The following is an 18,326-nucleotide window of genomic DNA, read 5'->3' on the forward strand; positions in this document are numbered from 1 at the left end:
AGTAGAGCGCGAAATTGGACTTCTCGAAAGAGGCCAATCCTCCTACAGTGGACTGATGAGCGTCCCCGGCATCGGCACAGGACAGCTGATCGAGCTCCTCTCGGACTGGGACGGCGCGTCCGCTCCCTCCTATCGCGCACTCTCGGATCGTCTCCGTCTGCTGGCCATCGACGGGCGGATGCCCGCAGGGACCCGGCTGCCCGCCGAGCGGGAGCTGTCCGCACGCCTCGGCATCAGCCGCACCACCGTGGCCGCCGCGTACGCCGCCATGCGCGCCGACGGGTATCTCGAGAGCAGGCGCGGATCGGGCAGCGTCACGCGCATTCCGGGTCGCGCGTCGGCGGCGATGCAGGAGATCGAGGGTCTCATCGACCTGAGTCGCGCGTCCATGCCCGCCTCTCCCGGGCTGATGGCTGCGACGAGCCGCGCCCTCGAGGCTCTGCCGCGCCACCTCGGCGACTCCGGCTACGAGCCGATCGGGCTGCCCGTGCTCCGCGAGGCGATCGCCGCCCGATACCGGGAACGCGGCCTGCCGACGACCGCGGACCAGATCCTCGTGACGACGGGCGCCCAGTCGGCGATCGCCCTGGTGGCTCGTGCCCTGCTCAGCCGTGGAGACCGTGCCGTCGCCGAGTCCCCGAGCTATCCGCACGCATTCGAGGCGCTGCGACTGGCCGGAGCCCGGGTGCTGCCGGTCGGGGTCACCACCGACGACGGCTGGGACGAGGCCGGATTCATCGGCACCGTGCAGCGCTCATCGCCAGTGCTCGCCTACCTGCTGCCCGATCTGCACAATCCGACCGGCAGGACGATGCCGGCCGACCAGCGCGCCCGCATCGTCGCGCTCGCCGAGGACTACGGCACCACCCTGCTCATCGACGAGACCATGGCGGAGCTCAGGATCGACGGCGAGGTCGGCATGCCGCTCGCCACCCTGGCCGGCCGGCCCGATTCGGTGATCACCATCGGATCGCTGTCCAAGTCGGTCTGGGGCGGCCTCCGTATCGGCTGGATCCGTGCGGACCCCGCGCTGGTGCGGCGCATCCTGTCCGAGCGAGCGGTCGTGGATCTCGGGACTCCCGTCATCGAGCAGTTGATCGCCGCGGAGATGCTCGGAGACATGCCTGCCGTCCTCGCCGAGCGCTCGCGCCGGCTCCGTTCCAGCCGCGACGCGCTCGCCGGTCTGATCGCCGAGCGGCTGCCCGATTGGCACGTGCCGCGGGTGGAGGGCGGACTGTCGTTCTGGGTCGGGCTCGGCAAGCCGGTCAGCTCGCAGCTCTCGATGGCAGCCCGACGGCATGGGGTCGCGATTCCCGCGGGCCCCCGATTCGGCCTCGACGGCGCCTTCGAGCGCTTCATCCGTGTGCCGTTCACCGCGGACACGGACACCCTCGAGCGCGCGGTCGACGGGCTGGTCGCCGCGTGGCACTCGCTCGATGCGGCGCCGGGACGAGCCCCGGAGCCGCTGCTCACCGAGCTCGTCTGATCCGTCCGCCGTCTTTCACGGATCAGGGGACGCGTCACGGATCAGGGGATCACTGGCGAGTGGGGGCGTTTCGGCGGGCTTCCCGTCGGATTCCGGGGGCGGTCCCCTGATCCGTGCGATCAGCTGGACCGGGATCGACTAGGGAATACTGCACTGCGTGCATCTCCTGGCGGTCGCAAGCCTCAAGAACCGGGCGCTCATCGCCCTCGTGACCATCGTCGCGGCCGTCTTCGGCGGTCTCGCGCTCAGCTCGCTCAAGCAAGAGCTGATCCCCTCGATCCAGTTCCCGCAGATCGCGATCGTCACGGAGTACCAGGGCGCGTCGCCTGAGGTCGTCAATGACAGCGTCAGCGTTCCGATCGAGCAGGCCATCCAAGGCGTCGCCGACCTGGAAGGCACGTCCGCCACCTCTAGTCCGAACCGCTCCGTCGTGTCGGCCACCTTCACCTACGGCGTCGACCTCGCCTCGGTCGAAGGCAAGGTGACCCAGGCGATCAATCGGATCAAGTCGACGCTTCCCGATGGTCTCGACCCCCAGGTGCTGAGCGGCAGCATCGACGACTTCCCCGTCATCCAGATCGCGGTCTCGACCGACGGCGACCAGGACCAGCTGGTGTCCGACCTTCGGACTAACGTCCTGCCCGAGCTCGAAGACCTCGACGGCGTGCGGGCCGCGAGCCTGACCGGTTCGCCGGGCGAGCGCGTCACCATCACGCCGAACGCCGATGAGCTGACGGCGCGCGGCCTCAGCACAGCGGCCATCTCGCAGGCGCTCGCCGCCAACGGCAGCCTGATCCCGGCAGGGAGCATCACAGAGGACGGCAAGACCTTCTCGGTCCAGGCCGGCACGCGGCTCGGATCGGTCGACGACATCGCCGCCCTGCCGCTGGTCTCCTCCGGGGGAGCTGGCGCCGCCGCAGGCGGGGCTGCTCCGACCATCGGCGAGGTCGCCACCGTCGCTATCGCCGACGACCCCACGGAGACCATCTCCCGGGTCGACGGCAAGCCCGCCGTCACCATCGCGGTGACCAAGGTCCCGGCGGCCAACACCGTCGAGGTGTCGCACGCGGTGCGAGACGCGCTGCCCGACGTCGAGGACGAGCTGGGCGACGCCACCGTCACGGTCGTGTTCGACCAGGCACCGTTCATCGAGCGCTCGATCGAGTCTCTCGCCACAGAGGGTCTGCTCGGCCTGGCCTTCGCAGTGCTGGTCATCCTCGTGTTCCTGCTCTCGGTGCGGGCGACGATCGTGACGGCCATCTCCATCCCGACATCGGTGCTCATCACGTTCGTCGGCATGCAGTTCGCCGGATACTCGCTCAATCTGCTCACCCTCGGCGGGCTCACGATCGCGATCGGCCGCGTCGTCGACGACTCGATCGTCGTGATCGAGAACATCAAGCGGCACCTCGCTGATGACGAGGACGCGGGCACCGCCCGCCTCGCCGTCGTCTCGCGGGCGGTCCGTGAGGTCGCCGGAGCTGTGACGGCGTCGACCGTCACCACCGTCGCGGTATTCCTGCCGATCTCCTTCGTGGGCGGATCGACGGGTGAGCTGTTCCGACCGTTCGCCCTCACCGTCACGATCGCGCTGACCGCCTCGCTGCTCGTGTCGCTTACGATCGTGCCGGTGCTCGCCTACTGGCTGCTGAAGACCGGACGCGAGAAGGAGGAGGCCGCAACCGCGGCCGAGATCGAGGACGACGCGCACCGCTCGCCACGGGTGGCCATCGGCCAGGCACTCGTCCGCGAGCGGCGGACCGCGCGCGTCGCCGTCGGCCAGGCGCTGCTCCGCGAGCGTCCGCTGATCGCCGGACGCGGGCGACGACGGGCGGAGACCGAGCTCCCCGAGCCCGAGGCCGTCGGAGATCAGAGCGGCGGGCGGCTCCAGCGCGGCTACCGGCCCATCCTCGAGGCCACGCTGCTGCGTCCGGGGATCACCATCCTCGTCGCCGTCCTCGTGCTCGGCGGCACAGCAGCGCTCATCCCATTGATGAAGACGAACTTCCTAGGGTCGAGCGGCCAGAACACCCTGACCGTCACCGAGACCTTCGAGGCGGGGACCAGCCTCGACGTGCAGGACGCCGCTGCACAGCGTGTGGAGACCGCACTGCAGGATCTCGACGGGATCGAGACCGTCCAGGTGTCGATCGGCACGAGCGGAAGCGCACTGCGAGATGCCTTCCTCGGCGGCGGCGCCACGCAGGCCACCTACTCGATCACCTCTGATGAGGGCATCGATCAGGACGCCCTGCAGGCGGACGTCCGCACCGCGGTCGACGACCTCGACGACGCGGGCGACTTCTCCGTGCAGGCCTCTGCCGGCTTCGGCGGATCGAGCACGATCGAGATCGATGTCACCGCGGGGTCGCAGAGCGACCTCGACTCGGCGGCCGCTGACGTGCTGACCGCGGTGTCCGATCTCGATGCGGTCGCCGAGGCGAGCAGCAACCTGTCGCCCTCCCAGCCCTACATCCAGGTCGGCGTCGACCGCCCGGCGGCCGCGGCTGCCGGCTACTCGGAGGTCGCGCTGGCGACCGTGGTGTCGCAGGCGATGCGCCCCTCGACGATCGGGCAGATCACGATCGACGATCGCCAGTACTCCATCTACCTGCAGGCGGCGTCGAGCCCGCTCAGCCGGGACGAGCTCGCCGCGCTCTCCATCCCGACGCCGACGGGCGCGGTGCGTCTCGACTCGCTCGCGAGCGTCGCCGACGTCGACGGCCCTGCCAGCATCACCACCTCGGACAACCAGCGCAGCGCGACGATCTCGGTCACCCCGGCCAGCGACAACCTCGGCACGGCGAACTCGGCGGTGCAGAACGCCATCGACGACCTCGACCTGCCGGCGGGTGCGTCCGCCTCCCTGGGCGGCGTCACGGCCGACCAGTCGGAGGCGTTCTCGCAGCTCGGACTCGCGCTGCTTGCCGCGATCCTCATCGTCTACACGGTGATGGTGGCGACGTTCCGGAGTCTGCTCCAGCCGCTGCTGCTGCTCATCTCGGTTCCGTTCGCTGCGACCGGCGCCATCCTGCTGCAGGTCGTCACCGGAATCCCGCTCGGCGTGCCGTCGCTGATCGGCGTGCTCATGCTGGTGGGCATCGTCGTGACGAACGCGATCGTGCTCGTCGATCTCGTGAACCAGTACCGAGTCAGAGGCTTCTCCGTGCCCGACGCCGTCAGACGCGGAGCCACCCAGCGCCTCCGCCCCATCCTGATGACGGCGCTGGCCACGATCTTCGCGCTGCTGCCGATGGCGATCGGGATCACGGGGGGCGGGGGATTCATCTCGCAGCCACTCGCCCTGGTGGTGATCGGCGGCCTGCTGTCGTCCACCGTGCTGACCCTGATCGTGCTGCCGGTGCTCTACCTGCTGGTCGAGGGCTCCCGCGAGCGCCGCCGGCTGCGTCGCGCCGCACGCTGACCCGCCTCCGGATCTCACCGAACTGCCCAGTTCTGCCGCTCGGGAGCACCTGCAGGCAGCAGAACTGGGCAGTTCGCCTTCGCACCGGCCGCCACAGGATCGGGCCCCTGGTGGAAAAGCCCTGACTGAGCTAGCCTTGAGGGTCGGCTCGTGACGAGACCGCCGGTCGAGGCCGGTGGACAACGTGTGTCACGCAGGGCCGGTTCTGCCAGCGGACTCGCTGGAAATCCATCTCAACGACCGGCCCGGTCAAAGACTGCCCGGGGCAACGCTGCGAAAAAGCAGCCTCCGCACAGCATCGAATATCTGCGTGCGGCAATCTCTCCCGAATTCGGAGTCTCATCACCATGCCCTTCCCTCCCTCCTCCTCGCGCGCCTCCAGCGGCGGACGCAAGCCCGGCAGCAAGAGCGCCGGCCACCGCGGGCACCGTCCCGACGAGGCGCCTTCCAAGAACCGCTGGAGCGCCGACCGCCGCCAGAGCGCGGCCCCGCGCGGCAACGACGCGGACCGCGGTGAGCGCGGCGGCGAGCGTCGTCCCGACTGGACACCCGTCGAGAACCGCCCGCACCGCAACGGCAGCGCACCGCGCTTCGGCACCCGTGCCGGCGCCCCCGCGTCCGGAGGCTCGAACCGCTTCTCCCGCGACGGCGACAGCCGATCGAACGATCGATCCTCCGAGCGAGGCGGCGACAGGCGCCCGTCCGAGCGGGACGACCGCCGTCAGGGCGGCTACCAGGGCGACCGCCCCGCCCGTTCCTTCGACCGGAGCGACCGCGGAAACGATCGTCCCGCGCGCTCCTTCGACCGCAACGACCGTGGCGGCGACCGCCCGACCCGCTCGTTCGACCGGAATGATCGGAACGACCGTGGCGGCGACCGCCCGACTCGCTCGTTCGACCGCGACGACCGCGCGCCCCGCCGCGAGGAGCCGAGCAACCGCTTCCAGCGTCCCGACCGCGACGCACGCCCGCAGACCGACCGCTCGCCGAGCGACCGACCGCAAGGACGTGCGTACTCCGCGCGCAGCGATGTCGAGCGCACCGGCGGCTACCGCAGCAACAGCGAGCCCCGTTCGGATGACCGCGCCGCCCGCTCCTACGAGCGTCCCGAGCGGTCCAACCGCTTCGACCGGACGGACCGCACCGACCGTCCCGCACGCAGCTTCGACCGCGATGCCCGCCCGGCACGCTCCGATGACCGGCCGTCCCGCGGCTTCGACCGCGACGAGCGCCCCGCCCGTTCGTTCGACCGCAGCGATCGTCCGGCCCGCAGCACCGAGCGTCCGGCCCGCTCGTTCGACCGCACCGAGCGCACTGAGCGTCCTGCCCGGAGCTTCGAGCGCACCGACCGACCGGAGCGTCGCTCCGACGACCGGCCCACCCGTTCGTTCGACCGCAGCGACCGCCCCGCGCGCAGCTTCGACCACAGCGATCGTCCGGCCCGTTCGAACGATCGTGAGGATCGCCCCAGCCGCTTCGAGCGTCCGGAGCGCAGCGAGCGCACCTCCGACTTCTACGGTCCGTCGCGCTCCGAGCACAATGCCGCCTCCGGCCGCCCCGACCGCAACATGAGCGATGTCGATGACGTCGTGCTCGAGCGCCTCGAGGCGCAGGCGACCACCGCCGAGGAGGTCGAGGGCGTGACCTTCGGCGACCTCGGCCTCGGCTCGAACATCGTCCGCATGCTCGCCGACCTCGGAGCATCGAGCCCGTTCCCGATCCAGGCCGCCACGATCCCCGAGGTGCTCAAGGGACGCGACGTCTTGGGCCGCGGACGCACCGGATCCGGCAAGACCATCGCCTTCGGTGCGCCCCTCGTCGAGCGCCTGATGGAGAACAACGGCGGCACCAAGCGCGCCCTGGGGCGTGCGCCGCGTGCGCTCATCCTGGCGCCGACCCGCGAGCTCGCGCTCCAGATCGACGGCACGGTCCAGCCCATCGCCCGCAGCGTCGGCCTGTTCACGACCCAGGTCTACGGCGGTGTGCCGCAGGCACGCCAGGTCGGAGCCCTGCGCCGCGGCGTCGACATCGTGATCGGCACCCCCGGACGCATCGAGGATCTCGTCCAGCAGGGCGCCCTCGACCTCTCGGAGGTCAGCATCGTCGTCCTCGACGAGGCCGACCACATGTGCGACCTCGGCTTCCTCGAGCCGGTCCAGCGCATCCTCCGGCACACCGCCGACGGCGGCCAGCGTCTGCTCTTCTCGGCCACCCTCGACTCGGGCGTCGCCAAGCTGGTGGACGAGTTCCTCGTCGATCCGGCCGTGCACGAGGTCGCGGGCGAGGACCAGGCGTCCTCCACCATCGACCACCGCGTGCTGCTGATCGAGCAGCGCGACAAGATCGAGATGGTCGCCGAGCTCGCATCCGGCGCCGGCAAGACCCTGGTCTTCGCCCGCACCCGCGCGTTCGCCGAGCAGCTCTCCGAAGAGCTCGAGGACCGCGGCATCCCGGCCACCAGCCTGCACGGCGACCTCAACCAGGCTCGGCGCACGCGCAGCCTCGAGCGCCTCACCAGCGGCAAGGTCAACGTCCTCGTCGCCACCGACGTCGCCGCACGCGGCATCCACGTCGACGACATCGGCCTGGTCATCCAGGCCGACGCTCCCGAGGAGTACAAGACGTACCTCCACCGCGCCGGCCGCACCGGCCGCGCCGGCAAGCAGGGCATCGTCGTGACACTCATCGCGAAGCCCCGCCGCCGCAAGATGGAGGAGCTGCTCAGCCGCGCCGACATCACCGCGGAGATCACGCCGGCGACCCTCGGCTCCGATCTGGTCGACAGCCTCAAGGCCCGCTGACCTCTCCTACGTTCCGGCTCGGTTCCTACGTAATTTCGTAGGGATCGGGCCGTTTCGTGCACATGAAGCGATTTGTGCTCCCGAGGACGGCTCCTTCCGACTGCAGGCCGCGCCGTCCGGAGTACCTACGAAAGCGGCGAGTGTGCACGGAATTCCGTGCACATTGGGCCGGAACGTAGGAATGGAGGGGACGCGCCGGGGAGGGATCGTCGTGTCGGTGGGCGCGGTTAAGCTTGCGGCCATGTCTTCTCCGGCAGGAACGAACTCGACCGCCTTCGGCGGGCCGTCCGAGGCGCCGCCGTGGGATGACGCGCCGCCCTTCGACGCCGAGCCCGCGTGGGACGAAGACGCCTGGGCTGCGCAGAACGATGCTTTCCTCGCGGAGTCGGCGCAGCTCGCCGACCTCGACTCAAGATCGTCCGCGAAAGCCGTCCAAGAGCCCGCGACACCCCGCATCACGGGGACGCCGTTGGAGATCCTGCACTCCGTCTTCGGCTACGAGAGCTTTCGCGGCGAGCAGGCCGGCATCGTCGAGCACGTCACCTCGGGCGGCAACGCCGTAGTGCTCATGCCCACCGGCGGCGGCAAGTCGCTCTGCTACCAGATCCCCGCCCTGGCGAGGCCGGGCACCGGCATCGTCGTGTCTCCGCTCATCGCGCTCATGCACGACCAGGTCGAGGCGCTGAGGGCGGTCGGCGCACGAGCAGAGTTCCTCAACTCGACCCAAGGTGCCGACGAGCGCTCCCGCGTCGAAGCCGCCCTGATGGCCGGTCAGGTCGATCTGCTCTACGTCGCGCCCGAGCGGCTCGCCCTCGAGTCGACCCGGCGGATGCTCGACGGCGTCGCCAAGCGCGGCGGAATCTCGGTGATCGCCATCGACGAGGCGCACTGCGTGGCGCAGTGGGGGCACGACTTCCGCCCCGACTATCTGACCCTCGGAGACCTGGGCGAGCGCTGGCCCGGAGTCCCGCGGCTGGCGCTCACGGCGACCGCCACCGAGGCGACCCACAAGGAGCTCACCACCCGGCTGCGCCTCGAGGACGCCACGCACTTCGTCTCGAGCTTCGACCGCCCCAACATCCAGTACCGCATCGTCCCCAAGAACGACTCGCGCGCGCAGCTGCTCTCCTTCATCAAGTCCGAGCACGCCGGCGACGCGGGCATCGTCTACGCCCTGTCTCGGGCAAGCGTCGAGCAGACCGCCGAGTACCTCGCCAAACAGGGCATCTCCGCGCTGCCCTATCACGCGGGCCTCGACTCCCGCGTGCGAGCCGCCAACCAGCGACGGTTCCTCCGCGAAGACGGCATCGTCATGGTCGCAACCATCGCGTTCGGCATGGGCATCGACAAGCCCGATGTGCGCTTCGTCGCTCACATCGACCTGCCCAAGTCGGTCGAGGGGTACTACCAGGAGACGGGCCGAGCGGGCCGCGACGGACTGCCCTCCGATGCCTGGCTCGCCTACGGCCTCAACGACGTCGTCCAGCAGCGTCGGATGATCGACGGCTCCGAGGGCGACCTCGCGCACAAGCGGCGTCTCACCGCCAACCTCGACGCCATGCTCGCCCTCTGCGAGACGGTCACCTGCCGACGTTCGCAGCTGCTCGCCTACTTCGGTCAGGTCGGGGCAGAAGCATGCGGCAACTGCGACACGTGCCTCGAGAAGCCCGACACCTGGGATGGCACGGTGCCCGCCCAGAAGCTGCTCTCGACCGTGGTGCGCCTGCAGCGCGAGCGCAATCAGCGCTTCGGCGGCGGCCAGCTGATCGACATCCTCCGCGGCAAGGAGACGCCGCGCACCAAGCAGCATCGCCACGAGGAGCTCTCGACGTGGGGGATCGGATCCGACCTCAGCGAGCAGCAGTGGCGGGGTGTCCTCCGCCAGCTCCTCGCTCAGAAGCTGCTCAACGTGGCCGACGACGGCTACGGCACCCTCGTCCTCTCCGAGCTGAGCACCGCGGTGCTCAGCGGAGGACGCAAGGTCGAGCTGCGCAAGGATGCCGAGCGCGCGGCTTCGCGGAGCCGGTCGGGAGGGTCAGGCGCTGCGAAGCGGCCGGTGGCCGATCTCGCCGTCGAAGACGAGGGACTGTTCGAGCGTCTGCGCCAGTGGCGCGCAGGCGAGGCGAAGGAGCAGGGCGTCCCGGCATACGTCGTCTTCAACGATGCCACCCTCCGCGCCCTCGCCACCCAGCGGCCGAGCTCCCTCGAGTCGCTCAGCGGCGTCTCTGGCGTGGGTCAGGCCAAGCTCGAACGGTACGGCGATGCGCTCCTCGAGCTCGTCGCCGATGCCTGACGGTGTCCCCCATCGCCCGACCGTGAGCACGAGCTGATGACCGAGCCGAGCCGATGACCGAGGCGCCCACTCTGCGCACCGAACGGCTGATCCTGCGTCCGTGGAAGGACGACGACCTGGCGGGATTCGCGGAGCTGAACGCGGACCCCGAGGTCATGCGGCACTTCCCGTCACTGCTTTCGACCGCCGAGAGCGATGCGTTCGCCGCCCGCATCCGCGCCCGTCTCGCGGAAGACGGCTGGGGCCTGTGGGCTGTCGAGATCCCGGGCGATGGGCCCGCCAGTGGATTCGTCGGCTTCACTGGCCTGGCCAGACCCCGCTTCCATGCCCACTTCACGCCGGCCGTCGAGGTCGGCTGGCGCTTCGCGCAGCGAGCGTGGGGGCGCGGCTACGCCACCGAAGCCGCCCAGCAAATCGTGGACTTCGCCTTCGACGAGCTGAGCATCGACGAGCTCGTCTCCCTCACCGCGGTCGGCAATCTCCGCTCGCAGGCCGTCATGCGGCGACTCGGCATGACCTACGACCCCGCCGACGACTTCGCCCATCCGATGATTCCGGCCGATTCGCCGAGCAGCGCCCATCGACTGTTCCGGCTGCGCCCCGAGCAGAGGATCCCTCGACCCTCTCCGCCCTCCCGAGCCGATAGCGTCGGCTCATGAGCTTCAACGACGGCGCGCGCATCGATCCCAGCAAGGTGAAGCGCCGCCGCCGCGCGGTGGGGGTCGGCGCGGGTGGTGGCGGACTCGTCGTGATCGCGCTCGTCGTCATCTCCCAGCTGACCGGAGTGGACCTCAGCGGCCTCGCACCGGTGCTCGGCGGAGGCACCTCGCAGGGCGGCACGACCTCCGAGGAGTCGCTCGAGACCTGCACCACCGGCGCCGACGCCAACGCGTCCATCGACTGCCGGATGGTCGGCGCTGCCACCTCGCTGTCGGATTACTGGACCGCGACGGCGCCCTCCCTGGGCATCAGCGGCTACGCCGACCCCGACTTCTTCCTGTTCGACGCCGCCACCGACACCGGATGCGGCCAGGCGACCTCGGCCGTCGGTCCGTTCTACTGCCCGCCCGACGTCGCCATCTACATCGACACCACGTTCTACCAGGACCTCCGAGACAAGTACGGTGCCTCCGGTGGGCCGCTGGCCGAGATGTACGTCGTCGCGCACGAATGGGGCCACCACATCCAGTCCTACACAGGAGCGCTCGAGAAGGCCCAGGACGGCCAGACCGGGCCGACCTCCAACGGAGTGCGGGTCGAGCTCCAGGCGGACTGCTATGCCGGAGCGTGGGCCGCCGCCGCCTCGAGCACCGATGATCCGAGTGGAACCCCGCTGCTCGAGCCCATCACCGATGCGCAGGTAGCGGATGCACTGAGTGCCGCGGCAGCCGTCGGCGACGATCGGATCCAGGGCACCACGGCGAATTCCGAGACCTGGACGCACGGCTCCTCCGAGTCCCGGCAGAAGTGGTTCACGACCGGATTCCAGGGCGGCGCGGGCGCCTGCGACACGTTCTCGGTCGCCACTCCTTGACCCTCCCGGCTGAACGGGGGCGGAGCGACGGCCCTGATCACGCCCCCTTTCTGCCACAATGTAGCCACCCGGCATCCCCGGCCATCGGTGCCAGCACCGGTTCTCCGCTGTGAAAGGCCGCCCGTGAGCATCCTCCCGTCGAACTCGCCCCTGGCCGTGTCCATCCCAGGGCTGCGCAAGGTGCACCGCGGCCAGACGATCGCCCTCGCGGTCATCGGAGTGCTGCTCGGTCTGATCGGCTTCTTCTACCCGGGCGCGACGCTGCTGACCGTCGCGATCGTCTTCGGCAGCTATCTCGTCGCGGCCGGGCTGTTCCGCATCGTGGCGTCGATCATCGCCGACAACTTCCTTCCGGCCATGCGCGTTATCAGCGCCCTGATGGGGCTGCTGACCATCGCCGTCGGCGTCCTCGTCCTCGCGGATCCCTTCACGAGCCTTGTGGTGCTCGCCGTCTTCATCGGCATCGGCTGGATCATCGACGGCATCGTCGACCTGGTCGCAGGCGTGCGCGGCGCGATCCGCCCGCGCTGGTTCGGCTTCGTGAGCGGCGTGGTCTCCATCGCCGCCGGTGTGGTGATGTTCGTGCTTCCGATCGCCGGAGTCGGCGCGCTCGTCCAGATCGGATCGATCTTCCTCATCGTCGTCAGCGTGACGACTCTGCTCACCCTGCCGCGCCGGACGAAGACCGCCTGATCCGGCACTGGGGCGCAACGCAGCGCATCGCTGACCGCCCTGTCGCTCCTCGCTGGACGGGACTAGCCTGACGGCATTCCGACACCTCAGCGGAGAGGGAGTCTTCCATGGCTCGATACCGAGTGGATCCGCCCCAGCTGCGTCCCGACGCGCTGTTCCTGACCGACGGCGGCCTTGAGACAACGCTCATCTTCCTCGACGGCATCGACCTGCCCGAGTTCGCCGCCTGCGAGCTCCTTCGGTCCGCCGACGGCCGCGCCACCCTGCTCGGCTACTACGAGCGGTTCGCCCGGCTGGCGGCGGGATACAGCGCAGGCTTCATCCTCGACACGGCGACCTGGCGCGCGAATCCGGATTGGACCGACCGGCTCGGCTACAGCGACGCGGACTTCGTCGAGGTGAATCGGGCCGCGATCGATCTGGCGGTCGCAATCCGCGACCAGTGGGACGGACCGAGTACCCCGGTGGTCATCTCGGGGGTCGTGGGTCCGCGCGGCGACGGCTATCGACCGGATCGCCGCCGGACGGTGGACGAGGCCCGGCGCTACCACTCGCGCCAGCTGGAGATCTTCGCCGATTCGGAAGTCGACGTGGTCGGCGCACTGACGATGAACTATGTGGACGAGGCGCTCGGGATCGCGCTGGCCGCCCGAGACGCCGAGGTCCCCGTCATGATCTCCTTCACCGTCGAGACCGACGGCCGTCTGGCCGATGGGACCGAACTCGGTGAGGCCATCACCGCCGTCGATCGGGCGACGGACGGCTATCCGCTGCACTACATGGTCAACTGCGCCCATCCCGACCACCTTGCAGACGACTTGGACGCCGATCTTGCCGCCGACGCGCCGTGGCTGTGGCGGCTGCGCGGATACCGGGCGAACTCGTCGCGGCAGAGCCACGCGGAGCTGGACGAATCGACCGAGCTCGACGACGGCGATCCGGTGGAGCTCGGCGAGCAGATGCGGCACCTGCGCCACGTCCTTCCGGCGCTGACGGTGGTGGGCGGCTGCTGCGGCACCGATTTCCGACACATCGATCAGATCGCGCGCGCCTGCGCCTGATCCACCCCTGACGGGGTGTCACAGGCGCATGTCAGGATCGTCGCATGACCGAATGGCCAGCTGACGCCCACGACGCCATCCAGGTGCGCGGAGCGCGCGAGAACAACCTGAAGAACGTCTCCCTCGACATCCCCAAGCGGCGACTGACGGTCTTCACCGGAGTCTCCGGATCAGGCAAGTCGTCTCTCGTCTTCGGCACCATCGCTGCCGAGTCCCAGCGGCTGATCAACGAGACGTACACCAGTTTCATCCAGTCGTTCATGCCCAGCCTGGGTCGGCCCGACATCGACTCCTTGAGTGGACTGTCGGCGGCGATCATCGTCGACCAGGAGAAGATGGGCGCCAACTCCCGCTCCACGGTCGGAACGGCCACGGATGCGAATGCCATGCTGCGGCTGCTGTTCAGCAGGCTGGGAGAGCCGAGCATCGGTCCGGCGTTCCGCTACGGCTTCAATCACCCCGAGGGGATGTGCCTGCGCTGCGAGGGTCTCGGCCAGGTCACCGACGTCGACATCGACGAGCTCGTCGATCGCAGCAGGTCGCTGCGTGAGGGCGCGATCACCATTCCGGGGTACTCGGTGGATGGCTGGTACGTGCGCATCTTCACCGAGGCGGGCTTCGACGGCGATCTGCCCCTCAAGGACTACAGCGAGGAGCAGTGGCAGCGCTTCCTCTACGCGCCGCCCGAGAAGGTCTTCGTCACCGGGATGAATCTGACCTTCGAGGGCCTCGTCCCCAAGACGCAGAAGAGCATCCTGTCGAAGGATCGTGACTCGGTCCAGCCGCACATCCGGGCGTTCATCGACCGCGCGGTCACCTTCACCGCCTGCCCCGAATGCCACGGCACCCGACTCAACGAGGCGGTCCGCTCTTCGCGCATCGACGGCAGCAACATCGCCGAATGCTCGTCCATGCAGATCAGCGATCTCGCCGAATTCGTCCGCAGGCTGCACGATCCCGAGGTCGCCCCGCTGCTGCTCACGCTGATGCAGACGCTCGACTCGCTGGTGGAGATCGGACTCGGCTATCTCAGCCTCGATCGGACCTCCGGCTCGCTCTCGGGCGGCGAGGCGCAGCGGGTGAAGATGGTGCGCCACCTGGGCTCGAGCCTCACCGATGTCAGTTACATCTTCGACGAGCCCACGGTGGGGCTGCACCCGCACGACATCCAGCGGATGAACGGCCTGCTCGTGCGTCTTCGCGACAAGGGCAACACCGTCCTGGTCGTCGAGCACAAGCCCGAGACGATCGTGATCGCCGACCACGTGGTCGACCTCGGCCCGGGCGCCGGATCGCACGGCGGCACCATCCAGTTCGAGGGCACCGTCGACGGCCTGCGGGCGAGCGGAACCCTCACCGGCCGACATCTCGACGACCGCGCCACGCTCCGCGCCTCGCCGCGCGCGCCGTCCGGCACGCTCGAGATCCGTGGCGCCACCCGACACAATCTCCGCGACGTGAGCGTCGACATCCCGCTCGGCGTGCTCACCGTCGTCACCGGGGTCGCCGGCTCCGGCAAGTCGTCGCTGATCCACGGCTCCATCCCCCGTGGGGCGAACGTGGTCTCGGTCGACCAGTCCCCGATCCGGGGCTCGCGCCGGAGCAACCCCGCGACCTACACCGGCGTGCTCGACCCCATCCGCACCGCCTTCGCCAAGGCGAACAAGGTGAAGCCGGCGCTGTTCAGCGCCAACTCCGAAGGAGCCTGCCCGAACTGCAACGGCAACGGGATGATCTACACCGACCTCGCGATGATGGCGGGCGTCGCGACCGTGTGCGAGGTCTGCGACGGCAAGCGCTTCACGGCGGAGGTGCTCGAGTACACGCTGAACGGCAGGAACATCGCCGAGGTCCTGGCCATGCCGATCCTCGAGGCCCGCGACTTCTTCGGGGCGGGCCCGGCGCACGCGGTGCTCGAGAGGCTCGTCGATGTTGGGCTGGGCTACCTCGGGCTCGGGCAGCCGCTGACGACGCTGTCGGGAGGCGAGCGTCAGCGGATGAAGCTCGCCATCCACATGGCCGAGAAGGGCGGGATCTACGTGCTCGACGAGCCGACGACAGGGCTGCATCTGGCGGACGTCGAGCACATGCTCACCCTGCTCGACCGCCTGGTCGACTCCGGCAAGACGGTGATCGTGATCGAGCACCACCAGGCGGTGATGGCGCACGCCGACTGGATCATCGATCTGGGGCCGGGTGCCGGGCACGACGGCGGACGGATCGTCTTCGAGGGCACTCCTGCCGAGCTCGTCGCCCAGCGATCGACCCTCACCGGTCAGCACCTCGCCGATTACGTCGGAGCCTGATCCTCGCCGCGATGGAAGGAGGCTCGGCGCTGCGGATGGATCCGCGGCGCCGAGCCACCGTCACCCGCGTCGAGGCTGAATCCAGCGGCGGCGCGGGGTGCTGCCGAGCTCACTCCGCGAGGATGCGGTAGAGCTCCTTGCGAGCGTTGTCGAGGGTCGCGATGGCGGCCTTCTGCTGCTCGGGGGTGGCCATCCGGAAGGACTGGACGGCGGCGAACAGCTTGCCGATCGAGCTGCGGAATTCGCCGTGGCTTTCGTGCCCGGCGGGCCCTGCGGCGTTCTGCCACGCGGCGGCGATCTCCTCGGCGTGCTCGGCGACGTAGGCGCGGCCCTCGTCGGTGAGCGTGTAGTCACTGCGCGATCCGTTGCCGTCGGTGAGGATGATCAGTCCCTCGTCGACGAGCTGGGAGAGGGTCGGATAGATGGAGCCGGGGCTCGGCTTCCACGCTCCGTCGGTCTTGGCCGCGAAGGCCTTGATCAGTCCGTAGCCGTTGAGAGGCTGCTCTGCGAGCAAGCCCAGCAGGGCGGAGCGGACGTCGCCGCGACGAGCGCGGGGTCCACCCGGTCCGAAGCCCTTTCCGAAGCCGGGGCCGAAGCCGGCGCGATCGAATCCGGGACCGAAGCCTCCGAAGCCTGCGCCGAACGAGCGACCGTGACCGCGTCCGTGAGTGGTGTCTTCCTGCGGCTGCTGCCAGCCGTGGTGGTGTCGTGTGCGTTCCATGGGTACTCTCCTGAGAGTTATAGCGCGAACCAGTCGCGATGCGTCAACGATATATCGGGAACTATCGAAACGCAACCACCAGTGTCGAGCCCGGTCGTTAACGCGAACTGGGCTGCGACCGACGGTCCCCGAGGGGATCGCCTGTCGCAGCCCAGTGGGTTACGCGGCTATGCCTGACCGGAGTCAGACCGAGCGGATGCGCTCCGCCTGCAGGCCCTTGGGGCCACGGGCGGTCTCGAACTCGACGCGCTGGTTCTCCTCGAGCGAGCGGTAGCCGCTCGACTCGATGGCGGAGAAGTGCGCGAACACGTCGGCGCTTCCGTCATCGGGGGTGATGAAGCCGAAGCCCTTTTCAGCGTTGAACCACTTGACGGTTCCAGTTGCCATGATCGTTTCCTAACTATTTCTGTGACTCGACCCGAGGCGGGCCGATGGGTGAGACGAAGCCGCCTCGGCTCCAGCGGAGATCTGCTCCGTGGAGGGTAGATGGGCGGACGCGAGGTCCGCTGGTCGAAGTGTCGACCTGGTGGGTGCGCCCTCCGGCTGAAGGCCGTGGGGTGCCGAGACGAGCGGTCGTCCGCGTCGTCGGGTTGGATGATCGGTGAGATGCGCCGTCGGCGGTGGTCACCGTGGGTGATGCGAGAGAAGAGATGGGGAGATGTCTCCTGGAAGTCCTCTTGTGCAGACGAGGATTCCGATGCTGATTGGGGGCCTGCTAGCGGGATTGATCCGAGATGATGCACGAAAACGCGGACCCGCGAGGCAAACGCTGCTTTTGCATAACCCTACCCCAGTTGCGCCCCTTGTGGAGAAGGGGTTGTTTTCCCGGTGCTGCTCCATTTATGGATCAACCTGCGCGGCCACCGACTGTGGACCAGCACCGGGACGCCGAGCTCAGCTGCGGCGGTACTCCATGACGACGGGGCATTCGAAGGGTGCGCGTGCTGCGAGGCCGACCCGGTTGAGGTAGTCGATCACGATCGCCTGCGCACGGACGTACGAGGTCTCCTCGTAGTGGACGCCGGTGGTCGCAGCATGCTCGCGGACGATCTCCCGCGCCTTGGCGAGGAACGGACGGGGCATGTTCGGGAACAGGTGGTGCTCGATCTGGTAGTTGAGCCCACCCATGAGCGCGCTCGCCCAGAAGCCGCCGGCGACGTTGCGGGAGGTGCGAACCTGCTTGCTGAAGAAGTCGAGCTTCTCCTCGCGGCCCACGAGCGGCATGGCCACGTGGTTCGGAGCGAACGAGCTGCCCATGTAGAGGCCGAACACCGCGAGCTGCACGCCGAGGAAGGCGAAGGCCATGCCCACCGGCATGAGCAGGAAGATGACGGTCAGGTACAGGGCGAAGCGTGAGGCGATGATGCCGAGCTCGATCCAGCGACCCTTCACATCACCCTTGGCCGCAAGGCTCTTGAGTGAGACGAAGTGCAGGTTGATGCCGAAGAGCAGCAGCAGCGGGTAGAAGTAGTAGCCCTGCTTGCGGGTGAGGAAGCGCAGGAAGCCACGACGGCCGGCCGCATCCTCTTCCGTGAAGACGATGGTGTCCGGATCGATGTCCGGGTCCTTGCCGATCTTGTTCGGGTTGGCGTGATGACGCGAGTGCTTGGTCATCCACCACTGGTAGCTCATGCCGACGAAGGCGGTCGCGAGTGCGCGCCCCGCACGGTCGTTGGCGGGGCCGGAGGTGAACACCTGGCGGTGCGATGCCTCATGGGCGAGGAACGCGAACTGGGTGAGGACGATTCCGAGGGCCGCCGCCATGAGCAGCTGGAACCAGGACTCTCCGAGCAGCACCATTCCGGTCGCGATGCCGGCAAGGGCGAGGCAGAGGCCGGCGAACAGGATGATGTAGAACGTACGTGCGCGACGAAGCAGACCCATGTCCTTGATGGCGTGGGACAGCTGGGTGAAGGTCCTCGTCGATTCGCCGGACGGACCGGTGCGCGGCTTGGAGCTTCGGAGGGCGCCAGGGGCGCTCTGTGCGTACGTCAAAGAGTGTCTCCA

12 protein-coding genes are annotated in these 18,326 nt (G+C 69.0%); 9 read left to right on the forward strand and 3 right to left on the reverse strand.

Annotated features, from left to right (window positions below; translation table 11 throughout):
• Positions 1–55 precede the first annotated feature (55 nt).
• The 9 genes from yczR to E6C64_RS12840 all read left to right on the forward strand — a co-directional run bounded on the left by yczR (position 56) and on the right by E6C64_RS12840 (position 15,598).
• Entirely contained in the window at positions 56–1,486 is a 1,431-nt protein-coding gene (gene yczR, locus E6C64_RS12800) for a MocR-like transcription factor YczR (protein ID WP_136427888.1), read from the forward strand.
• Positions 1,487–1,643: 157 nt separating this feature from the next.
• Positions 1,644–4,910 (forward strand): efflux RND transporter permease subunit, encoded by a 3,267-nt coding sequence (locus E6C64_RS12805; RefSeq protein ID WP_136427889.1) that lies wholly within the window; start codon positions 1,644–1,646, stop codon positions 4,908–4,910.
• Positions 4,911–5,257: 347 nt separating this feature from the next.
• Positions 5,258–7,711, forward strand: a complete 2,454-nt coding sequence (locus tag E6C64_RS12810; protein ID WP_136427890.1) for a DEAD/DEAH box helicase — start codon at positions 5,258–5,260, stop codon at positions 7,709–7,711.
• Between the two features lie 241 nt (positions 7,712–7,952).
• Positions 7,953–10,004, forward strand: coding sequence for a DNA helicase RecQ (recQ, locus tag E6C64_RS12815; protein ID WP_136427891.1), 2,052 nt, complete (start codon positions 7,953–7,955; stop codon positions 10,002–10,004).
• A 53-nt stretch (positions 10,005–10,057) separates the two neighbouring features.
• Entirely contained in the window at positions 10,058–10,663 is a 606-nt protein-coding gene (locus E6C64_RS12820) for a GNAT family N-acetyltransferase (RefSeq protein WP_136427892.1), read from the forward strand.
• Entirely contained in the window at positions 10,660–11,538 is an 879-nt protein-coding gene (ypfJ, locus tag E6C64_RS12825; protein WP_136427893.1) for a KPN_02809 family neutral zinc metallopeptidase, read from the forward strand. Before E6C64_RS12820 ends, ypfJ begins: the two co-directional genes overlap by 4 nt.
• A gap of 123 nt (positions 11,539–11,661) precedes the next feature.
• Entirely contained in the window at positions 11,662–12,231 is a 570-nt protein-coding gene (locus tag E6C64_RS12830) for an HdeD family acid-resistance protein (RefSeq protein ID WP_136427894.1), read from the forward strand.
• A gap of 107 nt (positions 12,232–12,338) precedes the next feature.
• Positions 12,339–13,292 (forward strand): homocysteine S-methyltransferase family protein, encoded by a 954-nt coding sequence (locus E6C64_RS12835; protein ID WP_136427895.1) that lies wholly within the window; start codon positions 12,339–12,341, stop codon positions 13,290–13,292.
• Between the two features lie 44 nt (positions 13,293–13,336).
• Positions 13,337–15,598: an ATP-binding cassette domain-containing protein gene (locus E6C64_RS12840; protein WP_136427896.1), complete on the forward strand. Its 2,262-nt coding sequence runs from the start codon at positions 13,337–13,339 to the stop codon at positions 15,596–15,598.
• A gap of 109 nt (positions 15,599–15,707) precedes the next feature.
• Here E6C64_RS12840 and E6C64_RS12845 read toward each other — a convergent pair whose 3' ends face one another.
• The 3 genes from E6C64_RS12845 to E6C64_RS12855 all read right to left on the reverse strand — a co-directional run bounded on the left by E6C64_RS12845 (position 15,708) and on the right by E6C64_RS12855 (position 18,314).
• A complete protein-coding gene (locus tag E6C64_RS12845) occupies positions 15,708–16,319 on the reverse strand; it encodes a PadR family transcriptional regulator (RefSeq protein WP_136427897.1) in 612 nt (203 codons plus the stop codon).
• A gap of 183 nt (positions 16,320–16,502) precedes the next feature.
• On the reverse strand, positions 16,503–16,706 hold the full coding sequence (locus E6C64_RS12850; RefSeq protein ID WP_136427898.1) for a cold-shock protein: 204 nt from the start codon (positions 16,704–16,706) through the stop codon (positions 16,503–16,505).
• A 507-nt stretch (positions 16,707–17,213) separates the two neighbouring features.
• Positions 17,214–18,314 carry a fatty acid desaturase family protein gene (locus tag E6C64_RS12855; RefSeq protein WP_233255614.1) on the reverse strand — a complete coding sequence of 367 codons (1,101 nt, stop codon included), beginning with the start codon at positions 18,312–18,314 and terminating at the stop codon, positions 17,214–17,216.
• Positions 18,315–18,326: the final 12 nt, after the last annotated feature.

The sequence above is a fragment of the Naasia lichenicola genome, assembly GCF_004801885.1.
Taxonomy (GTDB): domain Bacteria; phylum Actinomycetota; class Actinomycetes; order Actinomycetales; family Microbacteriaceae; genus Naasia; species Naasia lichenicola.